Here is a 21,785-nt window from a genome sequence, read left to right as displayed (position 1 = left end):
CCGCTCCCGCCTGAGCCGCCTACTTGAGCAGCCGTGACATCCGCCGGTCCGCCAGGGGTCTGCCGCCGGTCTGGCAGGTCGGGCAGTACTGGAGCGAGGAGTCGCTGAAGGAGACCTCGCGGATCGTGTCCCCGCACACCGGACAGGGCTCCCCCGTTCTGCCGTGCACCCGCAGCCCGGTCTTCTTCTCCGCCTTCAGCCGCCCGGCGGCCAGCCCCCGGGAGCGCTCGACCGCCTCGGTGAGCGTCGTACGCAGTGCCGCGTACAGCTGTCGTATCTCCTCGGCGGTCAGGGCCGAGGTGAGCTTGAACGGTGACATCTTCGCGGCGTGCAGGATCTCGTCGCTGTACGCGTTCCCCACGCCCGCGATCAGGCTCTGGTCGCGCAGCGCGCCCTTGATCCGGCGCCGCTCGCCCTCCAGAAGCCGCGCGAAGCGCGCCTCGTCGAAGTCGTCGGCGAGCGGGTCCGGGCCGAGCCGGGCCACGCCCGGGACGTCACCCGGGTCCCGTACGACATGGACGGCCAGTCTCTTCTGTGTGCCGGCCTCCGTCAGGTCGAAGCCCTCTCCCGTCTCCAGCGCGACACGCAGCGCCAGCGGGCCCTTGCCGGGGCGGGGCGGGGCGTCGGGCAGCTTGTCCCGCCAATGGAGCCAGCCGCCGCGGGCCAGGTGCGTCACGAAGTGCAGGCCGTCCGCCTCCAGGTCGAGGAACTTGCCGTGCCGGCGCACCGCCGTGATCTCCCGGCCCTCAAGGGCGGTGACCGGGGGGTCGTACGTCTTCAGGACACTGATCGCGACGGGCAGCACCCGCACGACCTCGTGGCCGACGACATGGTCGGCCAGGAAGTCCTTGAGCGCTTCGACCTCGGGCAGTTCCGGCATGCCTCCAGAGTGCCACCCGGCACCGACAACGCCATGCGGAGCAGCAGTCAGCTCCGCTCCGGGACGATGAACTCGCACCACACGCACTTGCCGCTGCCCCGGGCCTCCACGCCCCAGACATCGGCGAGCCGGTCCACGAGCAGCAGACCGCGCCCCGACACCTCGCACTCACCGGCCTCGCGGCGGCGGGGCAGGGCGCTGGAGGAGTCCTCGACCTCGACACGCAGTCTGTGGTCGGGGCCGGTGAGGACCCTGAGGGTGACGATCGCGGAGCCCTCGGTGTGCATGAGGGCGTTGGTGATCAGCTCGTCGGCGACCAGTTCGATCTCGTCGGCGCGCTCGCGGGCGCCCCAGGCCCGGACCGCGGCGCGGATCATGTGGCGGGCCTCGGTGAGCGCCTCCGGGTCACCGGGCGCGACGTGCTGCTGGAGACGCCCGCCGGACTGCCGGCCAAGGCCCTGGCGGCGCATGAGGAGCAGGGCCACGTCGTCGTCGCCGCCGCGTTCCTCGGCCACGTCGATCAGCAGGTCGGCGAGGTCGCGCACGTCGTCCGGACCCGAGCGGAGCAGCTCCAGCAGGGTCTGCATGCCCTCGTCGAGGTCGGCACCGGGCTGCTCGACGAGGCCGTCGGTGCACAGCAGCAGGGTCTCGCCTGGATCGAGCTCTATGGTGTCGACCGGGTATTCGAGGCGGCCGAACTCCGCCGAGAGACCGAGCGGCAGCCCGCCCTGCACGGGCAGCCGTCGGCAGGTGCCGTCCATGTGCCGCACCAGGGGGTCGATATGGCCGGCCCGGACGAGCTGCATCACCCCGGTGGACAGGTCGGCCTCCGCGTACAGGCAGGTCGCGAAGCGATCGGTGTCGAGTTCGTGCAGGAAGACGGAGGCGCGGGCCATCACGGTGGCAGGCGTGTGTCCCTCGGCGGCGTAGGCGCGCAGCACGATCCGCAGCTGGCCCATGACGGCCGCCGCGTGCGTGTCGTGGCCCTGCACGTCGCCGATCACGGCGCCGACGCGGCCGCCCGGCAGGGGGATCAGGTCGTACCAGTCGCCGCCGATGTCCCGGCCGATCTTCGCCGAGCGGTAGCGGACGGCCACGTCGGCGCCGGGCACGCTGGGTATGGAGCGGGGCAGCATGGCCTGCTGAAGGCCCTGCGCGAGATCCTTCTCCTGCTCGTAGAACATGGCGCGCTGAAGGCTCTGCGCGATGCTGCTGCCGAGCGCGACGAGGACGTTGCGCTCCTCCGGGGTGAAGCCTCGCCGGTCGTTGTAGAGCAGGCCCATGGCGCCGATGGGCCGGGCCTGCACGATGAGCGGCAGGTAGGCGGACGAGGTGATGTTCAGGTCGATGATGTTCGGCCAGAGGATCGGATAGCGGTCGGCGAACTCCTCGGGCGACTCGATGAAGATCGGCCTGAGGGTGCGCACGACCTCGCTCATCGGATACTTCTCGTCGATGCGTGTGACCAGGGTGCCGGGCACGAAGCTCCCCGCGGGCCCCTCGGCGACCAGCCGTATGCGGCCGGCCTCCACCAGGCCCATGACCAGGCTCGTCGCACCGAGATAGGTGAGGCCGTGGGTGTCCTTGAGGACGTCGATCACGTCCTGGACGGTCCGTGCGTGGGCCAGGGCCGCCGTGATGGCCTGGACGACGTTCGTCTGCCGGCGCCTGACTTCGTCCCGGCCCCTCGCTTCCTGGCGTGCCTCGCTCTCGCGCAGTTCCTCCGTGGCGTCACGGACGATGCCGACGATCCGGCGCGGGCGGCCGCCCTCGTCGCGGCGGATGTAGCCCTGGGTGTGGGTCCAGCGCAGCGAGCCGTCGCGACGGCGGAGGCGGAAGTAGGCTCCGTAGTTCTCGCTGCCGTCCTTGAGGGCCCGGGAGACCAGCGCGTCGAGCCGGCGGGCCTCCGGGGCGGGCACCCGGTCGCTCAGGGTCTCGGGGCGGCCTTCGTATTCGTCGGGGCGCACGTCGAAGATCTCGTGGGCCTGGGCGTCCATGTGCATCAGACCGGTGTCCAGGTCCCAGTCGAAGCTGCCCATGCGGTTGAGCGCCAGGATCGGATCCGGGTGGGCGGTCCAGTCGTCCGGGAGTGACAGGGCGCTCGCTCCCCGATCAACCATGGGGCCACCTTGCCAGGGTTTGTCCTATTCCTCGACTTCGGAGCCTACCGCCGGGCGGCCGGCCCGGCGGCAGGGCGCCGCACGCCGAACCGTCGGGATAGGGCGCGGGAGCGCTCCCGCGTCGCCGAAGGGCTCCCGGTGGGCGCCGACTGCGGCGTCCGGGTGACGGGAGCCGCGGTCGCGGTGGAGGCCGCCGTGGAGTCGGTGAAGCGAGCGTGCAGGTCGTGACGGGCGTTCTGACGGGTACGCGCACCACGTTCTCGCGGCGCCGGTCACCCAGCGTCACAATGGAGGGGAGAGGAGCGCTCGACGTGGAGTGGTTCACGGCAACCGACTACTGGTGGAGCCGGCTGGTCTTCCAGCGGGCGCTGGCCGTCGTGTATCTCGTCGCGTTCCTCGGCGCGGCCCTCCAGTTCCGCGCGCTGATCGGGGAGCGGGGGATGCTGCCGGTTCCGCGCTTCGTGGCACAGGTGCCGTTCCGTCGGGCGCCGAGCGTCTTCCAACTCCACTACTCGGACCGCTTCTTCGCGGCCTGGGCGGGCGCCGGCTGCGCGGTGTCGGCGGCGCTCGTCGCGGGTCTTGACTCGCACCTGCCGCTCTGGGGCGCCATGGTGCTCTGGCTGGTCCCGTGGGTGCTGTATCTGTCGATCGTCAACGTCGGCCAGACCTGGTACGGCTTCGGCTGGGAGTCGCTGCTTCTGGAGGTGGGCTTCCTCGCCGTGTTCCTCGGCAACGACGAGGCCGGTCCGCCCGTCGTGGTCCTCTTCCTGCTGCGGTGGGTGCTGTTCCGCGTCGAGTTCGGGGCCGGCCTGATCAAGATGCGCGGGGACGCGTGCTGGCGGAAGCTGACGTGCCTGTACTACCACCATGAGACCCAGCCGATGCCGGGCCCGCTGAGCTGCTTCTTCCACCACCTGCCCAAGCCCCTCCACCGGGCCGAGGTGGCCGCCAACCACGTCACCCAACTGGTCGTCCCCGTTCTGCTGTTCACCCCGCAGCCGATCGCCACGGCCGCCGCCGCGCTGATGATCCTCACCCAGCTGTGGCTGGTCCTGTCCGGCAACTTCGCCTGGCTGAACTGGCTGACGATCGTGCTGGCCCTGTCCGCGGTGGCGTTCCCCGGCACCCCGCCGGACGTGCCCGGCGCACCGCTCTGGTACGAGATCGTGGTGCTGGCCGTCGCCGCCGGGCTGGTGGGCCTCAGCTACCGGCCGGCCCGCAACATGCTCTCCCGGCGGCAGGTCATGAACCGCTCCTTCGACCCGCTCCACCTGGTCAACACCTACGGCGCGTTCGGCAGCGTCAGCCGCACCCGGCACGAGGTGGTGATCGAGGGCACCGCCGACGACGAACCGCGCGAGGACGCGGACTGGCGGGAGTACGAGTTCAAGGGCAAGCCGGGTGATCCACGGCGGTGGCCGCGCCAGTTCGCCCCGTACCACCTGCGGCTCGACTGGATGATGTGGTTCGCGGCGCTCTCCCCCGCGTACGCCGGTTCATGGTTCGGCGGTCTGGTGGAGCGGCTCCTGGAGAACGACCGCGACACGCTTCGGCTGCTGCGCCGCTCGCCGTTCCCGCCGGACGCCCCGCCCCGGTTCGTCCGGGCCCGGCTGTACCGCTACCAGTACACGACCTGGCGCGAGCTGCGGGAGACGGGCGCGTACTGGCAGCGGACGTATGTGCGCGAGTATCTGCCGGCGACGCGGCTGGCGACGAGGGTCGAGCTGCGGGACCCGTAGTCGCTCCGCCCACGGGCCTGGCGCGGCGGCGAGGTCCGGGCGCACCGCCGCGCCGAGGATCAGCGGCCGTAGACCCGGGGGATCAGAGGCCGTAGACCCGGGTCGCGGTGCCGGAGAACAGGTCCTCGCGCTCGTCGGCCCCGAGTGCGGCCGTCAACTCGTTGGCGACGTCGATGACTTGGCCGTACGACGCGGCGAGCGTGCACACCGGCCAGTCGGAGCCGAACATCAGACGGCCGGGGCCGAAGGCGTCGAGGACCGTGTCCGCGTACGGGCGCAGCGCGTCGGCCGTCCAGGTGCCGGGGCCGGCCTCGGTGACCATGCCCGAGAGTTTGCAGACGGTGTTGGGGAGCGCGGCGAGCGCCCGGACGTGCGTCGCCCACGGTTCGCGTGCGCCCGACGCGATGGGCGGCTTGCCCAAGTGGTCGAGGACGAAAATGAGTTCGGGCAGGTCTCTGGCCGACTTGACGCAGGCCGGCAGCTGGTGCGGCAGGACCACCAGGTCGTGGACGAGCCCCGCCCCGGCCACGGCGGCGAGCCCTCGGCGGACGTCGGGGCGCAGCAGCCAGTCGGGGTCGGGCTCGCCCTGGACCTGGTGGCGGATGCCCCGCAGATACGCGCCGCCGGGGAGCTCCGCGAGGCGCGCCAGCTCGTCGGCCACGTCCGGCCGGGTCAGGTCGGTCCAGCCGATCACTCCCCCGATCAGCTCACTCTCCGCCGCGAGGGCGAGGAACTCCGGCGTCTCCTCGGCGACGGTGACCGTCTGCACGAGCACGGTCCGGTCGACCCCGGCCGCCCGTGCCTCCGGTTCGAGGTCCGCGACAGTGAAGTTCCGCCGCAGGGGCTGGAGTTCCGGGCCGGTGATCCAGTCCTGGTCGCGGACGGACAGGTCCCAGACGTGGTGGTGGGCGTCGACCGTCACGGCAGCTCCCATACGACGGGCAGGCCCGCTTCTGCGCCCGCACCGGAGTAGTCGTGCACGACGTCGAGCAGCTCCGCCATGCGCGCCTGCCAGGCGATGTTGACCGGCAGCTTCTCCAGCTCGGCGAGCACACGGCCGTAGTCCTCGCACTCCAGGACGTGGAAGAGGTCGGTGCCGGAGCGCCAGATCGTCCAGGAGGTGACGTCGGCGGCGCGGATGGCGGCGGTCAGCTCCTCGGGGACCTCGCGGTGGGCGGCCTCGTACGCGGCGACGCGGTCGGCGCGGACCTTGGTGTGCAGCGCGATCCTCATGGGCCCTCCTCGCCGGGAACCGGGGCGTCCTCGGGCAGCAGCCGCTCGGCGCGCAGCTCCTGCCAGAAGTCGGCGGGCACGGGCGCGGCGAACTGCTCGGCGCAGTCACGGACTTCGTACGGCGAGCGGGCACCGACCAGGACGCTGGCCACGGCCGGGTGGGCGGCGCAGAAGGCGAGCGCGGCGCCGCGCAAGGTGGTGCCGTGCCGCTCGGCCACCGCCTTGAGCCGCAGGGCGCGGTCCAGCAACTCGGGCGGCGCAGCGGCATAGTTGTAGGTGGCGCCCGGTTTCGGGTCGGCCAGCAGGCCGGAGTTGAAGGCGCCGCCGATGACGACGGAGGTGCCGCGGTCGGCCGCGGCGGGCAGCAGGTCGGCCAGTGCGCGCTGGTCGAGGAGCGTGTACCGGCCCGCGCACAGCACCACGTCGACATCCGTCTCGCGGACGAAGCGGGTCAGCATCGCGGTCTGGTTCATGCCCGCGCCGATCGCGCCGACCACGCCTTCGGAACGCAGTTTCTCCAGCGCCGGACAGCCCTCGCGGAAGGCCTGTTCGGCATGGTCGTCGGGGTCGTGGAGGTAGACGACGTCCACGCGGTCCAGGCCGAGCCGTTCGAGGCTGGCCGTCAGAGCGCGTCGTACCCCGTCGGCGCTGAAGTCCCAGACGCGGTGATGGGTGGCGGGCACGGCGAATCCGTCGGCCAGGTCGTCGCCGCCCGCGTCCGTGGGTTCCAGCCGGCGGCCGACCTTGGTGGAGACCGTGTACGCGGTCCGGGGGTGCTCGCGCAGGGCGGCGCCGAGGCGGCGCTCGGAGAGGCCGAGGCCGTAGTGCGGCGCGGTGTCGAAGTAGCGGATGCCGCTCGTCCAGGCGGCGTGCACGGCCTGTGACGCCTGCTCGTCGGTGACCGCGGTGAAGAGGTTGCCGATGCCGGCGGCGCCGAAGGACAGTTCGCTGACCTCGACGCCGCTGCGGCCGAGGGTGGTCACTGTCCCACCGGGCGCAGCCGCAGCCCCTGCATACCGCCGTCCACGGCGAGCGCGGTGCCGGTGGTGGCGTCGGACAGCGGGCCGGCCAGGTAGGCGATGGCGCCCGCGACCTCGGCTGCGCTCACGAGGCGGCCGGTGGGCTGGCGGGCCTCCAGTGCCGCGCGTTCGGCGGCGGGGTCGGGCGCCGCGTCGAGGAGCCGGCCGACCCAGGGGGTGTCCACCGTGCCGGGGTTGACGCAGTTGACGCGGATGCCCTCGCGGACGTGGTCGGCGGCCATGGCGAGGGTGAGGGCGAGAACGGCGCCCTTGGAGGCGGAGTACAGGGCGCGCTGCGGCAGACCTGCCGTGGCGGCGATGGAGCAGGTGTTGACGATCGCGGCGTGTGCGGAGGCGCGCAGCAGGGGCAGGGCGGCACGCGTCGTGCGCACGATGCCGAGGACGTTGACGTCCAGGACCCGGTGCCACTGCGCGTCGTCGTTGTCCTCGACCGTGCCCTGGGCTCCGATGCCCGCGTTGTTGATCAGTACGTCGAGTCCGCCGAGGTCGCTGACGGCGGCGGCCACGGCCTCGCGTACGGAGCTGTCGTCGGTGACGTCGGCGCGATGGCCGAACAGCGGCTTGTCGACACCGCTCGGGTCGAGGTCGAGCACGGCAACCTGGGCGCCACGGGCGGCGAGGAGTTCGGCGGTGGCGCGGCCGATGCCGGACGCTCCGCCGGTCACCAGCGCCTTGAGGCCCTCGAAGTCGGTCATGCGGCTTCCCCCTTCTGCTGCGCGAGGTCGGCGGCCCAGAAGGTGCCGCCGGGATAGGTGTACCGGGCGATGGACTCGGGCCGCATGGTGGCCGAGAAGCCCGGCGCGGCGGGTGCCGTGTAGTGACCCTCTCTGATCACCACCGGGTCGAGGAAGTGGTCGTGCAGATGGTCGACGTATTCGATGACGCGGTCGTCGGTGGTGCCGGAGAGTGCGACGAAGTCGAACATCGAGAGGTGCTGCACGAGTTCGCACAGGCCGACGCCGCCCGCGTGCGGGCAGACGGGCACGCCGAACTTGGCCGCCAGCAGGAGGATCGCGAGGTTCTCGTTGACGCCGCCGACGCGCGCCGCGTCGATCTGGAGGATGTCGATGGCGCCGGCCTGGAGGAGCTGCTTGAAGACGATGCGGTTCTGGACGTGCTCGCCGGTGGCGACCTTGACCGGGGCGACGGCCCGGCGGACCGCCGCGTGGCCGAGGATGTCGTCGGGGCTGGTCGGCTCCTCGATCCAGTAGGGGTCGAACTCGGCCAGGGCTTTGGTCCAGGTGATGGCCTCGGCGACGTTCCAGCGCTGGTTGGCGTCGATCGCGATGCGGATGCCGGGGCCGACCGCCGAGCGGGCGACCCGGCAGCGGCGGGTGTCGTCCGCGAGGTCCGCGCCGACCTTCAGTTTGATCTGGGTGAAGCCGTCGGCGACGGCCTGCGTGGCGAGGCGGGTGAGCTTCTCGTCGTCGTAGCCGAGCCAGCCCGGTGAGGTGGTGTAGGCGGGGAAGCCCTTCTCCCTCAGGCGGGCGGCCCGCTCGGCGGCTCCCCGCCTGCCGCGCCGCAGCAGCTCCAGCGCCTCCTCGGGGGTGAGCGCGTCGGTGATGTAGCGGAAGTCGATCTGGTCCACGAGCCACGCGGGCTCGGCGTCGGCGAGGAACTGCCACAGCGGCTTGGCGGCGCGCTTGGCCGCCAGGTCCCACACCGCGTTGACGACCGCGCCGATCGCCATGTGCATCACGCCCTTCTCGGGCCCGAGCCAGCGCAGCTGGCTGTCGCCGATCAGGTCGCGGAACAGCGTGCCCGGGTCGGCGCACAGTTCGCCCACGGACCGGCCCACCACATGCGCGCGCAGCGCGTCGATCGCGGCGACCTGGACATCGTTGCCCCGCCCGATGGTGAAGGAGAATCCGTGTCCCTCGATGCCGTCGGCCGCGTCGGTGCGCAGCACGACGTACGCGGCCGAGTAGTCGGGGTCCGGGTTCATCGCGTCGGAGCCGTCGAGCTCGCGGGAGGTCGGAAAGCGGATGTCATGGGTGTCGACCGCGGTGATACGGGCGGCAGTTGGGGACACGGGAGGCCTTTCGGTCCGGGACACGGGGGCGTACGGGATCGCGGTCGGCGTCAGTCCTGGGCGCGGCCCGTCGTCACCCGCGCGATCATCAGGGCGACCAGGATGATTCCGCCGTAGATGGCCTGGATCCAGAAGGACGGCACCTGGGCGAGGGTCAGCAGGTTCTGTACGACGCCGAGCAGGAGTACGCCGGTCAGGGCGCCGAACATGGTGCCCTTGCCGCCGTCGAGGCTGATGCCGCCGATGACCGCCGCCGCGAACACCGTGAAGATCATGTTGTTGCCCTGGTTGGCGCTGATCGCGCCGACATAGCCGGTCTGCATGATCCCGCCGACGGAGGCGAGGACACCGGCGACGACGAAGACGCCGAGCATGACGCGCTCGACGCGGATACCGGCCGCGCGGGCCGCGTCCGCGTTGCCGCCGATCGCGTACAGGGCGCGGCCGACGCGGTGGTAGCGCAGGACCAGGCCGGTCACACCGAAGGCGATCGCGGCCAGCCACACGGACATGGGGACCCGCAGGAACGTGGTGGTGGCCAGGGTGAAGAACGCGTCGGGCATCCCGAACAGCGTCTTGCCCTTGGTCGCGCCGACCAGCAGTCCGCGCAGGATGATCAGCATCGCGAGGGTGACGATGAAGGCGTTCAGCTTGAGCTTCACGACGAGGATGCCGTTGAAGGCGCCGATGACCGCGCCCACGACGAGGATCGCGAGGAGGGCGAGCGCGGCGGGGAACTCGGTGCCCCAGCCGGACTGGGCGGCCGGCAGCACGAGCAGCGCGCCCACGGCGGGCGCGATACCGACGACCGACTCCAGGGAGAGGTCGAACTTGCCGGTGATCAGGACGAGCGACTCGGCGAGCACGACCATGGCGAGGGCGGCCGAGGCGCCGAGGATCGAGATCAGATTGCGCTCGGTGAGGAACGAGTCGTTGACGACCGCACCGAGCACCAGGAGCAGCAACAGGGCTGGCACCAGGGCGAGTTCGCGGGCGCGGCGGAGCAGCACGGTCTTGGCCGTGCGCGGGTCGGGGGCCCGTACCGGCGAGAGCGGCCCGGCCTTGGTCTCACTCACCGGGGCCGCGCTCTGATCGGCCGGGGGTCCGGGGGTCGTCCCCCGGGGAGATGCCGTGGCCATGGTCCACTCCTTCGATGGAGGCGATCAGCTCGTGGTCGTGCCAGCCCGCCGCGTGCTCGGCGACGACACGGCCGTGGAAGAGGACGAGAACGCGGTCGCAGCGGCGCAGGTCGTCGAGTTCGTCGGAGACGACCAGCACGGCGGTGCCGTCCTCGCGGGCGCTGTCCATACGGGCCAGCAGGGACTCCTTGGACTTCACGTCCACGCCCGCGGTGGGGTTGATGAGGACGAGCAGCCGCGGATCGGAGGCGAGGGCGCGGGCCATCACGACCTTCTGCGCGTTGCCGCCGGACAGGTCGGAGACGGGCTGGTCGGGGCCCTCGGTGTGGATGTCGAGGCGATCGATCAGCTGGGCGGCGAGACCGCGCTTGCGTTCGGTGCCGACGAACCCGTACCGCCCGAGCCGGCCCAGGACGCTCATGGTGGCGTTGTCGCCGATGCTCATCCCGGACACGAGCCCCTGCTCGTGCCGGTCGCGCGGTACGCAGCCGACGCCCGCCCTGAGGGCGGCCTGCACGTCGCCGAAGACCAGCTGTTCGCCGTCCAGCCGGGCACTGCCGCCCGTCGGGGTGTGCAGTCCGGCGAAGGACTCGGCGAGCTGGACCTTGCCGCTGCCGCTGGAGCCGGCGAGGCCGACGACCTCGCCGTGGCGGACGGTGAGATCGACGTTCTCGTACGCCGGTGAGGTGAGCCCCCGCGCTTCGAGGGCCACCGGCGCGTCAGGGGCCACCGCGTCCCGCACGGCCGCCCGTTCCCGCGCCGCGAGGACCTCCCCCGCCATCGCCTCCACGAGCGCCGCGCGCGGGAGTTCGCCGACGGGTGCGGTGGTGATCCAGCGGGCGTCGCGCAGCACGGTCACCGTCTGGCAGACCTCGTACACCTCCTGGAGGTGGTGCGAGATGAACAGGAAGGTGACGCCCGACTCCTGGAGTGCGCGCATCCGGGTGAAGAGCCGCTCGATCTCCCGGTTGTCGAGCTGCGCGGTCGGTTCGTCGAGGACGATGAAGCGGGCGCCGAAGCTCAACGCGCGGGCGATCTCCACCATTTGGCGGTCCTCGACGTTGAGGTCGGCCGTGCGGGCGTCCGGGTCGACGCGCACATCCCAGGTCTGAAGGACCTCGCTCGCCTCGGCCCGCAGCCGGCGCCAGCTGATGAAGCCGCCGCGGCCGGTGGGCTGCCGGTTGACGAAGAGGTTCTCGGCGACCGTCAAGTCGGGTACGACGGTGGGCTTTTGGTAGACGCAGGCCACCTTGCGGCGCCAGGCGTCCCGGTCGGCGAGCGGCGGCGCGGGCTCGCCATCGAAGCGGACCGAGCCGGCGTCGGGGACCTGAAGGCCGGTGAGGACGGCGACGAGGGTCGACTTGCCCGCGCCGTTGCGGCCGACGAGGGCATGGGACTCGCCGGGCAGGACGGTGAGCTGCCCGTCCTGAAGGGCGACGGTGGGGCCGTAGCGCTTGACGATCCCCCGCGCCTCGACCAGTGGTGGTGTGCTCATTTGACCGTGTTGCCCCAGAGCTTGGCGTCGTCGACGTTGTCCTTGGTCACCAGCGGCGCGGGCAGCTGATCCTCCAGGATCCCGCTGGGCAGCTTCACGATCGTCGAGTCGTGGTCCGTCGGACCCGGCTTGAAGGTCTTCCCCTGCATCGCGGCCTTGATGTAGTACATGCCGTACTTGGCGTAGGCGTCGGCGGGCTGGGAGACGGTGGCGTCGATCTGGCCCTTGCGGATGGCGTCGAACTCCTGCGGGATGCCGTCGTTCGAGACGATCGTGATGTGGCCCTTCTCGCCCGTCTTCTTCAGCAGTCCCTTGGACTTGAGGGTCTGCAGCGTCGGCGCGAGGTAGACGCCGCCCGCCTGCATGTAGATGCCCTTGATGTCGGGGTTGGCGTTGAGGAGGGTGTCGAGCTTGGAGGCCGCGGTGTCGGACTCCCACTTGGCGGGGATCTCCAGGACCTTCAGCTTCGGGTAGTTCTTCCTGACGCACGTGCGGAACGCCTCGGAGCGGTCCCGGCCGTTGACCGAGGCGAGGTCGCCCATGATCTGCACGACCTTGCCGGAGGTGACCTGTTCGCCGAGGTACTGGCAGGCCTTCTCGCCGTACGCGACGTTGTCGGCGCGTACGACCATCGCGACCTTGCCCTTCTCCGGGGCGACGTCCACGGCGACGACGGGGACACCCTTGCGGTCGGCCTGGTCGAGCCCGGCCTCGATCGCGGCGCTGTCCAGGGGGGCCACGACGAGGCCCTTCACCCCCTGGTTGAGCTGGTTGTTGATGTCGGTGATCTGCTGCGAGGGGTCACTGTTGGAGTTGACGGTCTTGAGCGTGTCCACGCCCTCGGACTTCGCCATCTTCGGTACGTAGTCGTTGTACGACTGCCAGAACGGCGAGGTCAGCAGGGGCAGGATCACTCCGACCTTGCCGGTGCCGCCGCCTGCGCCGCCGGAGGCGGCGGTGTCCTTGGTGCTGCCGCACGCCGAGAGCGCGAGGGTGGCGCAGGCGGCCGCGGCCGCCGCCTTCCAGAGGGTTCTACCGGCCATCTGTCGGCTCCTCATCGAGCGAGATTGAGCGGGTGCCCGAATATTTATCAGACCACTTCCACGCCAGAACACCCCTCGGAGCCAAATTTTCGCTGTTTCCAGCCGTAGTGGTCGGACCACATTGCTCGTTAGACTGCGGCGCACCCGGCGACAGGAGGAACGGCGTGGACGAGTCGGCCCCGCAGAAGGGCACCGTGACGCAGCGCGCCATCGAGCGGATCAAGGCGATGATCGGCGAAGGCCGTCTGGAGCCGGGGCAGCGGCTGCCCACCGAACGTGATCTGGCCGTGCAGCTGGGTATCTCGCGCAGCTCGATGCGGGAGGCGATCCGGGCGCTCACGGTCCTCGGCGTACTGGAGGCGCGGCACGGTTCGGGCATCTATGTGACGCAGCTGGACGCCGGTGACCTGCTGGAGACCTTCGGGGTCGTGGCGGATCTCTCGCGGGGTCCGCAGCTGGTCGAGCTGCTCGAAGTGCGCCGGATCCTGGAGTCGACGGCGACGGCGCTGGCGGCCGCGCGGATCACGCCCGATCAGCTGGCCGAGGTGGAGAAGCACCTGGCGGCGATGAACGCGACGGACGATCCGGAGGAGATCCTCGCCCACGATCTGGCCTTCCACCGCGAGATCGCGGCCGCCGCGGGCAACGACACGATGGCGGCGATTCTGGAGGGCCTCTCCTCCCGCACGTTCCGCGCCCGGGTCTGGCGCGGCTACCAGGAGGAGGGCGCCTTCGCCCGCACCCGCCGCGAGCACACCGCGATCCACCGCGCCCTGGTCGCCCACGACCCGGAGGCGGCTCGGGCGGCGGCGGCCGCGCATGTGGGCGAGGTGGAGGAGTGGCTGCGGACCCAGATCGGGCCGTAGGGCCTGTTGCGAAAGTGGGTCCGCAGCACCGAGGGAGTGTCAGGCGCGCCGGAGGCGGAGCGTCACCAGTTCGAAGGGACGCAGCGACAGCGTGATGCGGTCGCCGTCCACGGCCGGCTCCCGTGCGTCCGCCAGCGGGCGTTCCAGCAGGTCCGTCACCGAGACCGCCGCGACCTCGAAGCCGGCCTTGAGCGTGGCCCGGGTCCGGCCGCCGCGGGACTCGTGGAAGCGGACGACCACGTCACCGCTGCCGTCGTCGGCCAGCTTGACCGCGGTCACCACGACCGCGTCCTGGGTGACGGCCAGCAGCGGCGTCACCTCCCGCCCGCCGGTGACCTTCCGCTCCGGCACGTTGATCCGCCAGCCCTCACGCACGGCGTCCCCGATCCCGGCGCCGGGCACCAGAGCGTGTCGGAACCGGTGCACGCCCTGGTCGGTCTCGGGGTCCGGGAAGCGCGGGGCCCGCAGCAGCGAGACACGCACCGTGGTGGTCGTACCGCCGTCGTCGCGCACGGTACGGGTCACGTCGTGGCCGTACGTCGAGTCGTTGACGACCGCGACACCCCAGCCGGGCTCCTCCATGTGCACGAACCGGTGGTTGCACGCCTCGAACTTGGCGGCCTCCCAGGACGTGTTGGTGTGCGTCGGCCGGAAGAAGTGCCCGAACTGGGTCTCGGACGCGTAGCGTTCCGCGTGCACGTCGAGCGGGAAGGCGAGCTTCAGGAACTTCTCGGTCTCGTGCCAGTCGACCTCGGTATCGATGTCCAGCCGCCACTCCCCCGGCGCGAGCGACAGCACCTGGGTGACACGGGACGCGCCGAAGGTCCGGACGATCCGCACCGAGACGCCGTCCTCACCGGGGGCGATCTCGTCGGCGTCGACCAGGTCGGTCACCGTGTTGCGGTAGAACTCGTCGACGTCCCAGGCGTCCCACATGTTGGGGAAGTCGGGGTGCAGCTGGAGCAGGTTCGCCGGCCGGCCCGGTGCGACGGTCTCGCGGTCCGCGGCGAGGTCGAAGGCGGAGACCACGAGTCCGTGTGCGTCGATCTCGACCCGCAGCCGCCCGTTCTCCATGACATAACCGCCGTCCGCGCGGGGCACGAGCGCGCACTCGCCCCCGACGGCCGGGGTCCGCGCACCGCCGGCGGGCACCCCGTCACGGGTGTGCGGCGCCGAGTTGAAGACGAGCGGCGTCGTCCCCTCGCCGGCCAGCGCGCGCTGCGCGGCGTCGATGACGCCGTTCAGCTCCTCGGCGACCTTCTCGTACGTCTTCCTGGCCTCCCGGTGCACCCACGCGATGGACGAGCCGGGCAGGATGTCGTGGAACTGGTGGAGCAGCACCGTCTTCCAGATACGGTCCAACTCCTCGTACGGGTAAGGGAATCCGGTGCGGACCGCCGCGGTGGCCGCCCAGAGTTCCGCCTCGCGCAGGAGGTGTTCGCTGCGGCGGTTGCCCTGCTTGGTCTTCGCCTGGCTGGTGAGTGTGGCGCGGTGCAGTTCGAGGTACAGCTCGCCGACCCAGACGGGCGGGTCGGGATATTCGGCCTCGGCCTGCTCGAAGAACTTCGCGGGTGTCTCCCAGGCGACCGTCGCCGAGCCTTCGAGATCGCGGAGCCTGGCCGCCTTGGCGATCATCTCGCGGGTCGTGCCGCCGCCTCCGTCGCCCCAGCCGGTGGGCGCGAGCGAGTGCCGGGCCACTCCCTTGTCCTTGAAGTTGCGTGCCGCGTGGGCGATCTCGCTGCCCTTCATGGAGCAGTTGTAGGTGTCGACGGGCGGGAAGTGGGTGAAGATCCGCGTTCCGTCGATGCCCTCCCACCGGAAGGTGTGGTGGGGGAACTTGTTGGTCTGCGACCACGAGATCTTCTGCGTCAGCAGCCACTTGGAGCCCGCCGCCTTGATGATCTGGGGCAGTCCGGCCGCGAAGCCGAACGTGTCGGGCAGCCAGGCCTCGTCGTTCTCGATGCCGAACTCGTCGAGGAAGAACCGCTTGCCGTGCACGAACTGACGGGCCATCGCCTCGGATCCCGGCATGTTCGTGTCCGACTCGACCCACATACCGCCGGCCGGCACGAACCGTCCCTCGGCCACGGCCTTCTTCACCCGCGCCCACACCTCGGGCCGGTGCTCCTTCACCCAGGCCCACTGCTGCGCCTGCGACATGGCGAAGACGAAGTCGGGCTCGTCCTCGATCAGCGCGGTCATGTTGGAGGTCGTCCGCGCCACCTTGCGCACCGTCTCGCGCAGCGGCCACAGCCAGGCCGAGTCGATGTGCGCATGGCCGACGGCGCTGATGTGGTGCGCGGAGGGCACGGCGGGTTCCGCGAGCACCCCTTCGAGCCGGGCGCGCGCCGCTGCCGCCGTGCCGTTGACGTTCTGGAGATCGACCGCGTCGAGCGCCCGCTCCACCGCGCGCAGGAGGTCCCAGCGGCGCGCCGACTCCACCGGCAGTTCGGCCATCAGCTCGCCGAGGACCTCGAGGTCGATGACGAGCTGCCACACCGTCTCGTCGAAGACGGCGAGATCCATGCGCTCCAGCCTGTACTGCGGCTCACTGCCCGCCGTCTCCTTGTCGCCCAACTGGGTCGGCCTGAACGGGTGGTAGTCGAGGATCACGGGGTTGGACGCCGCCTCGATGTGCAGCCGGACCTCTTCCCCGCCCTCGACGGGTGCGCCGATCCGCACCCACTGGTTGCGCGGGTTGAGGCCCTTCACCGGGGTGCCGTCGGGACGGTAGACGAGCCCCTCGCACTGGAAGCCGGGCATGTTCTCGTCGAAGCCGAGGTCCAGCAGGGCCTCGACGGTCTTGCCGGCCCAGGCCTCGGGGACGGTCCCGGTGACGCGGAACCAGCTGGTGCCCCAGGGAGCACCCCAGCGTGCGCCCGCCGCGATCGGGCCGACCGGGGCGGCGAGCCCTTCGGCGACCGGCACCGGCTCGTCCGGCGCGTGCCACACCGCCACCTCCAGCGGTACGGACTCGGGGTACACGGCGGGGCGGATGCGCTCGTCGAGAACGCGCCGGAGGCGGGCTTCGACCAGGGTGCGGTCGTCATGCATGGGAGTGCTCCGTGGGGTGAGGGTGCTGGCTACCAGGGGTGGGTGGTCGTGGTGGCGGTCGATTCGGTGTAGAGCTCCCCTACCGCGCGCAGTTCGAACCGTGCGGCGCTCTCGCCCTGCTCGGCCGCGAGCCCGGCGACGTAGTACGCGCACTGGCAGGTGCCGCCGAGGAAGCGGCGTGTGCCGTCGGCGAGGACGCGGTGCAGCTCGTAGTGGCGTACCTCCCCGGCCGCGGGCTGCCAGGAGAAGCGCAGGCTGCCGCCGTCGGCGTCGGTGACGCGCAGACCGGTGGGGGCGGCAGGCTCCGCCGGGGCGTTCTTGACGGCGAGCGCGCCGAGCCGCCATCTCACCGGGGAGCCGCTCCCGGTGAGCCGTACGGCCAGCGTGCGTACGGTGCCCGACAGACCCGTCAGCCGTACGGTCGAGGTCCCCCAGCCGTCGCCTGAACTCACCGGGAAGTAGGTGTACGACGGCGCCTGCCCGGGGGCGCTCGGCTCGGCGGTGGCGACCGCCAGCTCGATCTGGGCGCTGCCCGCGTCGGTGCGATGGGTCAGCTCGACGACCGTCTCGGAGGAACCGACCGGCAACCGGGTCTCGTACAGGTCCAGGGTGGCCGGCGCGCCGAGGGTGCCGGCGACCAGCACGCTGCTGCCGCCGCGCCAGGCGTCGGCGAAGTCGAAGGTGACGGACGGCCGCGCGCCGCTCGTCCGGACGATCCAGCGGCGGGAGGGCAGGCGGTCCTGGAGTCCGAGGTGGTTCCAGGCCGTGTCCGAGGTGACCTCGCCGCCCTCGTACCACTTCAGTCCATGGCCGGTGTTGAAGACGGTCGCGAAGGGCAGCGAGTCGACGGTCGAGCGGTCGGCGACGCGCAGCGCGGGGGCGCGCCAGCTCGCGGTCGTGTTCGGCTTCGCGGGGTCGAGGGACGCGCCCGTCCAGAACAGGTCGTCGGCCGCGTGGAAGTCGCCGGGTGTGCGGTTCGCGGGCAGGTGGTTGCGGGTCCACTCGGGCCTGTAGAAACCGAGCGAGACGACGTGCGCGGAGGCGGACGGGACGATGGCGTCCCAGTTGACCGAGGTGCTCGTTCCGTTGGATTCGACGTCGACGCCCGCCCACAACTCGTATCGGCTGCGCCCGAGTTGCCCGGCCAGCGTGCCTGAGGAGGCCAGCGTGCTCTTCGACCAGCGGAAGTCGACGAACATCGAGTCGGCGGCCTGGAAGAACGCCTGGTTCTGGCTGTTCAGGGCGCCCTGCCAGCTCACCGACCCGGTCGCGGTCATCGAGTCGTACCAGGTGACGCGCTGTCCCTTCGCCGTGCCGAGCGCCTTCAGCTCCTGTAGGAACCCACGCATGTCGGTGGCGAGGGCGGTGTTCCCGCCGCTCGTCTCCGCGTTGACGAACCAGCCGTCGAAGCCGTACGCGTCGGCGACCGCGACGAGTTGGGCTGCGAGCGGGTAGTGCCCGGTCGCGTCCTTCTGGACCAGGTCGCGCGTCCACTGCAACTGTCCGCCGTACGCGACGGGCGGCAGGAAGATGTTGCCGAGGACGGGCACCCCGTGGCGGTGGGCCGCGTCCACGATCGGGGCGTTGGGGGCGAGGATCAGTCCCTAACCGGACGAGCCGCCCCAGAAGACGAGTTCGTCGACGTACGACCAGTGGGTCAGGGCGTAGTAGTCGGCGGTCGGCGCGCCCTGGGCGGGGTTGCTCGACGTGGGTCCGAAGGAGACCAGGGACTGGATGCGGGCCTGGCCCGAGCGGGCCGTGGTGTTGGCGGGGGTCGGGGTGAAGCGGGCGGCGAGCGGCACGGCGGCGGCGTTGAACGCCAGGTCCGTGTCGTTCTCGGCGCGCCAGGCCTTCAGGCTGCGCCAGGTGATGCCGGTGCCCGGGGTGCCGGAGGGCAGCGAGTCGGGGTACCAGTAGGAGGCGTACGGCTGGAGGTTGCGGGTGGCCGCGCCCGCCGTACCGGACAGGCCGGGGACGAGTCCGGCGGCCGCTCCGGTCGCGGCGAGCAGGACGGTGCGTCTGCTGAGGTTCACTGTGTGCTCCGTATCGTCGTGGGGACGGGCTACTCGGTGACCTGATCGGGGGTGACGACAGCGGTGATGCCACGGGCCGCGAGGTGTTCCTTGTCGTCGGCGCGGCTCGCGAGAACGGTGGTGGGGCGGGCCCCGTCGGCGGTGAGCCGGGCGAAGGCCTCGAAGACGGCGCCGCCGGGGGCGCAGACGGAGCGGCCGGGGGTGGTGTCGACGACCAGCGCGGTGGTGCGTACGGCGGGTGCGTACGGCCGCTGCTCCTTGACGATCCGGGCGAGGGTCCTCCCGGCGGGCTTGGGCTGCCGGTCATTGGTCAACAGGCCGAGGCTGTACTCGAGTTCGGGGAAATCGGCCAGGTCGCGGGCCACGTCGTGCGAGCACCACCAGGTCACGCCCCACACGTCCGTGCAGTCGAGGACGCCCGCGACGGTCGCCTCGGTGAACGCGGCGGCGTGCTCGGCGTGGATCAGCGGGGCGGGCGCGCCGACCTCCTGGACCCAGACCGGGCGGCGCGGGTCGTCCGCCCAGGCCTTGGACAGCTCGACGAGGTAGGCGGCGTGGTGCTCGGTGGCGGTGCCCGTGCGGCCGTGACGCTGGGCCGTGCCGTTGAACACCCAGGAGTGCACGGCGGTCATGTCCCCCAGACGGGCGGAGTGTCCGGGTGTGAAGGGCTGGTCGTCCTGGTACCAGGCGGCGTCGTACGAGGCGTGCAGATGCAGCTTCCCGGGGGCGCCCTGCGCGCACGCGGCGAGCAGGCGCCGCAGCCACGCGCCCGCCTGCTCGGGGGTGATGCGGTCCGGGTCGGGATGCGGCCCGGCCGCGAACTGGTTGACCTCGTTGCCGATCGTCATGCCGATGAAGTTCGGCCGGTCGGCGAGCGCGGCGGCGAGGGTGCGCAGGTACTCCGCCTCTCCCTCGACGACCGTCGGATCGGTGAAGATGTTCCGCCGGTGCCAGGTCTGTGTCCAGGCCGGCAGGAAGTCGAAGCTCGACAAGTGGCCTTGCAGTCCATCGACGTTGACGTCGAGCCCGCGCTCGGCGGCCGCGTCGGCGAGCGCGACGAGCTGCTCGACGGCGCGCGGGCGGATCAGCGTGCGGTTGGGCTGGAAGTACGGCCACAGCGGGAAGACCCGGATGTGGTCGAGGCCCAGTGCGGCGATCGAGTCGAGGTCGGCGCGCACGGAGTCGAGGTCGAAGTCGAGCCAGTGGTGGAACCACCCGACGCTCGGGGTGTAGTTGACGCCGAAGCGCACGGCAGAGGGCATGGGGGGTCCTAGCGAATCGGGATGACGGGGGGTTCGGCCCGGTCTGGCGGGGTCAGCCCTTGACGGCGCCCTCGCCCACGCCGCGGAAGAAGTACCGCTGGAGGCAGGCGAAGAGAGCGATCAGGGGTGCCACGGCGATGACCGTGCCCGCGGCGACCACGCGTTCGTCGTTGGCGAAGGTGCCGTGCAGATAGTTGAGGCCGATGGTCAGGGTGAACTTCGAGGGGTCGCTGAGCACGATCAGGGGCCACAGGAAGTCGTCCCAGGCGCCCATGAAGGCGAAGATCGCGACGACGGCCAGGGTGCCCTTCACCGACGGCAGCGCGATCCGCAGGAACCGCTGCCAGGCGTTCGCGCCGTCGACGTAGGCGGCCTCCTCGATCTCGTGGGGAAGGTTGAGGAAGGCGTTGCGCATCAGCAGGACGTTCATCGCGCCGATGCAGCCGGGCAGCACCACGCCGATCAGCGTGTTGTTCAGGCCGAGCTCCCGCATGGTCGTGAACTGGGCGATGATGATGCCCTCCACGGGCACGAGCATCGCCAGGATGAAGACCAGGGTGGCCACGCGCCGGCCCCGGTAGCGCAACCGGGCCAGCGCGTAGCCGGCGAGTGCCGAGCCCACGCAGTTGGTGACGACGTTGGCCGCGGCCACCTTCAGCGAGTTGAACGCGTAGTCCCAGACGGGGATGGTGTCGGCGACCCGCTGATAGTTGTGCAGGGTCGGATCGCCCGGCAGGAACTTCGGCGGGGAGCTGAAGATGTCCTCGGTCGGGCCCTTGAGCGAGGTGGACAGCTGCCACAGGAAGGGGCCGACGGTGAGGGCGAGGACGGCCAGCAACAGCAGGTAGCGCAGGGCCAGTTCCCAGACGCGGATCCGGCGTCCGTGCTCGTCGGTGGCCCGGGGTTCCCGGGCGGCGGCCGGTGTCCGGACGGGTCGTACCTTCTCCAGGACGCTCACGCCTCCTCCTTCCGGTCGGCACGCAGCACGAGCAGCATCAGCCCGACGGTGACCACGAAGACGACGACGGACATGGCGGAGGCGTAGCCGACGCGGCCGGTCAGGCCGGTGCCGGTGCGCTGGACCAGCATCACGAGCGTGGTGTCCTCGCCCGCCGGGCCGCCGTCGGGCCCCGCCATCAGGTACACCTCGGAGAAGACCTTGAAGGCGGCGACCGAGGAGAGCGCGCCGACCAGCACCATCGTGGAGCGGACGGCGGGCACGGTCACGGTGAGGAAGCGGCGTACCGCCCCGGCCCCGTCCACCGCCGCGGCCTCGTGCAGCTCACGCGGTACGTTGGCGAGCGCGGCCAGGTAAATGATCATGTAGTAGCCGAGGCCCTTCCAGACCGTGACGGCCATGGCGCTCAGCAGGAGCAGCCACTGGTCGCTGAGAAAGCCGACCCTGCCGACGCCGATCGTCTCCAACAGCGAGTTCACCAGGCCGCGTTCGTCCAGCAGCCACACCCAGATCAGACCGACCACCACGATGGACGCGACCACGGGTGTGTAGAAGGCCGACCGGAAGAAGCCGATGCCGGGGATGTTCTTCTGGACGAGCAGGGCGAGCAGCAGCGGCAGGAGTACGAGCGCGGGGACCACCCCGAGGACGTACAGTGCGCTGTTGCGCAGCCCGATCCAGAACATGTCGTCGTGCAGCAGCTCGCGGAAGTTGGCGAGCCCCACGAACCGGCCGGGGATCAGCGTCCGACGGTCGGTGAAGGCGTTGACCAGCGTGGAGACGAAGGGATAGAGGACGAAGACGCCTACGACCAGCAGCCCGGGGGCGGCGAACAGCCAGGGGCTGGTGGGGAGATGGCGCCGCACCCTCGACACGGTGGAACTCGCCATG

At 71.2% G+C, this 21,785-nt stretch carries 16 protein-coding genes and 1 pseudogene; 2 read left to right on the top strand and 15 right to left on the bottom strand.

Annotated features, from left to right (window positions below; all coding sequences use genetic code 11):
• Window positions 1-19 precede the first annotated feature (19 nt).
• Together GTY58_RS37825 and GTY58_RS37820 are read right to left on the bottom strand one after the other, a co-directional pair.
• Window positions 20-880, bottom strand: coding sequence for a DNA-formamidopyrimidine glycosylase family protein (locus tag GTY58_RS37825; RefSeq protein ID WP_010988684.1), 861 nt, complete (start codon window positions 878-880; stop codon window positions 20-22).
• Window positions 881-927: 47 nt separating this feature from the next.
• Complete coding sequence (locus tag GTY58_RS37820; protein WP_010988683.1) at window positions 928-3,000, bottom strand: SpoIIE family protein phosphatase; 2,073 nt, start codon at window positions 2,998-3,000, stop codon at window positions 928-930.
• 311 nt (window positions 3,001-3,311) lie between these two features.
• On the opposite strand from GTY58_RS37820, the gene GTY58_RS37815 reads away from it, so the two are divergent.
• A complete protein-coding gene (locus tag GTY58_RS37815; protein WP_010988682.1) occupies window positions 3,312-4,739 on the top strand; it encodes a lipase maturation factor family protein in 1,428 nt (475 codons plus the stop codon).
• 82 nt (window positions 4,740-4,821) lie between these two features.
• On the opposite strand, the gene GTY58_RS37810 is transcribed toward GTY58_RS37815, so the two are convergent.
• From GTY58_RS37810 to GTY58_RS37775, 8 genes are read right to left on the bottom strand one after another with little or no spacing between them, the layout of a single operon-like run.
• On the bottom strand, window positions 4,822-5,661 hold the full coding sequence (locus tag GTY58_RS37810; RefSeq protein WP_037647087.1) for an amidohydrolase family protein: 840 nt from the start codon (window positions 5,659-5,661) through the stop codon (window positions 4,822-4,824).
• On the bottom strand, window positions 5,658-5,972 hold the full coding sequence (locus GTY58_RS37805; protein ID WP_010988680.1) for an L-rhamnose mutarotase: 315 nt from the start codon (window positions 5,970-5,972) through the stop codon (window positions 5,658-5,660). The genes GTY58_RS37810 and GTY58_RS37805 overlap by 4 nt, the downstream gene beginning before the upstream one ends.
• Window positions 5,969-6,955 carry an aldo/keto reductase gene (locus GTY58_RS37800; RefSeq protein WP_010988679.1) on the bottom strand — a complete coding sequence of 329 codons (987 nt, stop codon included), beginning with the start codon at window positions 6,953-6,955 and terminating at the stop codon, window positions 5,969-5,971. Before GTY58_RS37800 ends, GTY58_RS37805 begins: the two co-directional genes overlap by 4 nt.
• Window positions 6,952-7,707 carry an SDR family oxidoreductase gene (locus GTY58_RS37795; RefSeq protein ID WP_010988678.1) on the bottom strand — a complete coding sequence of 252 codons (756 nt, stop codon included), beginning with the start codon at window positions 7,705-7,707 and terminating at the stop codon, window positions 6,952-6,954. Before GTY58_RS37795 ends, GTY58_RS37800 begins: the two co-directional genes overlap by 4 nt.
• Entirely contained in the window at window positions 7,704-9,044 is a 1,341-nt protein-coding gene (locus GTY58_RS37790; RefSeq protein ID WP_010988677.1) for an enolase C-terminal domain-like protein, read from the bottom strand. The genes GTY58_RS37795 and GTY58_RS37790 overlap by 4 nt, the downstream gene beginning before the upstream one ends.
• A gap of 50 nt (window positions 9,045-9,094) precedes the next feature.
• Window positions 9,095-10,120 (bottom strand): ABC transporter permease, encoded by a 1,026-nt coding sequence (locus tag GTY58_RS37785; protein WP_037647204.1) that lies wholly within the window; start codon window positions 10,118-10,120, stop codon window positions 9,095-9,097.
• Window positions 10,113-11,678, bottom strand: a complete 1,566-nt coding sequence (locus GTY58_RS37780) for a sugar ABC transporter ATP-binding protein (protein ID WP_010988675.1) — start codon at window positions 11,676-11,678, stop codon at window positions 10,113-10,115. Before GTY58_RS37780 ends, GTY58_RS37785 begins: the two co-directional genes overlap by 8 nt.
• A complete protein-coding gene (locus tag GTY58_RS37775; protein WP_010988674.1) occupies window positions 11,675-12,721 on the bottom strand; it encodes a sugar ABC transporter substrate-binding protein in 1,047 nt (348 codons plus the stop codon). Before GTY58_RS37775 ends, GTY58_RS37780 begins: the two co-directional genes overlap by 4 nt.
• 164 nt (window positions 12,722-12,885) lie before the next feature.
• On the opposite strand from GTY58_RS37775, the gene GTY58_RS37770 reads away from it, so the two are divergent.
• Window positions 12,886-13,587, top strand: coding sequence for a FadR/GntR family transcriptional regulator (locus GTY58_RS37770; RefSeq protein ID WP_010988673.1), 702 nt, complete (start codon window positions 12,886-12,888; stop codon window positions 13,585-13,587).
• A gap of 39 nt (window positions 13,588-13,626) precedes the next feature.
• Here the strand turns inward: GTY58_RS37770 and GTY58_RS37765 are convergent, their stop codons facing one another.
• The 5 genes and pseudogenes from GTY58_RS37765 to GTY58_RS37745 all read right to left on the bottom strand — a co-directional run bounded on the left by GTY58_RS37765 (window position 13,627) and on the right by GTY58_RS37745 (window position 21,784).
• The gene (locus tag GTY58_RS37765) at window positions 13,627-16,641 is read right to left on the bottom strand and encodes a glycoside hydrolase family 38 C-terminal domain-containing protein (protein ID WP_010988672.1); all 3,015 of its coding nucleotides are present in this window, start codon (window positions 16,639-16,641) and stop codon (window positions 13,627-13,629) included.
• A 29-nt stretch (window positions 16,642-16,670) separates the two neighbouring features.
• Window positions 16,671-18,674 (bottom strand): annotated as a pseudogene (locus GTY58_RS37760) (endo-beta-N-acetylglucosaminidase).
• A 29-nt stretch (window positions 18,675-18,703) separates the two neighbouring features.
• The gene (locus GTY58_RS37755) at window positions 18,704-19,936 is read right to left on the bottom strand and encodes a hypothetical protein (protein WP_010988669.1); all 1,233 of its coding nucleotides are present in this window, start codon (window positions 19,934-19,936) and stop codon (window positions 18,704-18,706) included.
• Window positions 19,937-19,988: 52 nt separating this feature from the next.
• The gene (locus tag GTY58_RS37750; protein ID WP_010988668.1) at window positions 19,989-20,894 is read right to left on the bottom strand and encodes a carbohydrate ABC transporter permease; all 906 of its coding nucleotides are present in this window, start codon (window positions 20,892-20,894) and stop codon (window positions 19,989-19,991) included.
• Window positions 20,891-21,784, bottom strand: a complete 894-nt coding sequence (locus tag GTY58_RS37745) for a sugar ABC transporter permease (RefSeq protein WP_010988667.1) — start codon at window positions 21,782-21,784, stop codon at window positions 20,891-20,893. The genes GTY58_RS37750 and GTY58_RS37745 overlap by 4 nt, the downstream gene beginning before the upstream one ends.
• Window position 21,785 lies beyond the last annotated feature (1 nt).

Origin of the sequence: Streptomyces sp. SID5469 (assembly GCF_009862865.1) — a bacterium.
GTDB classification, from domain to species: domain Bacteria; phylum Actinomycetota; class Actinomycetes; order Streptomycetales; family Streptomycetaceae; genus Streptomyces; species Streptomyces avermitilis.
The sequence above is the reverse complement of the archived record's forward strand: the minus strand, read 5'-3'. Positions and strand labels throughout refer to the sequence as shown.

Coding starts and splice junctions, on each gene's coding strand:
- GTY58_RS37825 (WP_010988684.1), bottom strand. CDS start 880: ATGCCGGAACTGCCCGAGGTCGAAGCGCTCAAGGACTTCCTGGCCGAC.
- GTY58_RS37820 (WP_010988683.1), bottom strand. CDS start 3,000: ATGGTTGATCGGGGAGCGAGCGCCCTGTCACTCCCGGACGACTGGACC.
- GTY58_RS37805 (WP_010988680.1), bottom strand. CDS start 5,972: ATGAGGATCGCGCTGCACACCAAGGTCCGCGCCGACCGCGTCGCCGCG.
- GTY58_RS37795 (WP_010988678.1), bottom strand. CDS start 7,707: ATGACCGACTTCGAGGGCCTCAAGGCGCTGGTGACCGGCGGAGCGTCC.
- GTY58_RS37780 (WP_010988675.1), bottom strand. CDS start 11,678: ATGAGCACACCACCACTGGTCGAGGCGCGGGGGATCGTCAAGCGCTAC.
- GTY58_RS37775 (WP_010988674.1), bottom strand. CDS start 12,721: ATGGCCGGTAGAACCCTCTGGAAGGCGGCGGCCGCGGCCGCCTGCGCC.
- GTY58_RS37765 (WP_010988672.1), bottom strand. CDS start 16,641: ATGCATGACGACCGCACCCTGGTCGAAGCCCGCCTCCGGCGCGTTCTC.
- GTY58_RS37755 (WP_010988669.1), bottom strand. CDS start 19,936: ATGCCCTCTGCCGTGCGCTTCGGCGTCAACTACACCCCGAGCGTCGGG.
- GTY58_RS37745 (WP_010988667.1), bottom strand. CDS start 21,784: ATGGCGAGTTCCACCGTGTCGAGGGTGCGGCGCCATCTCCCCACCAGC.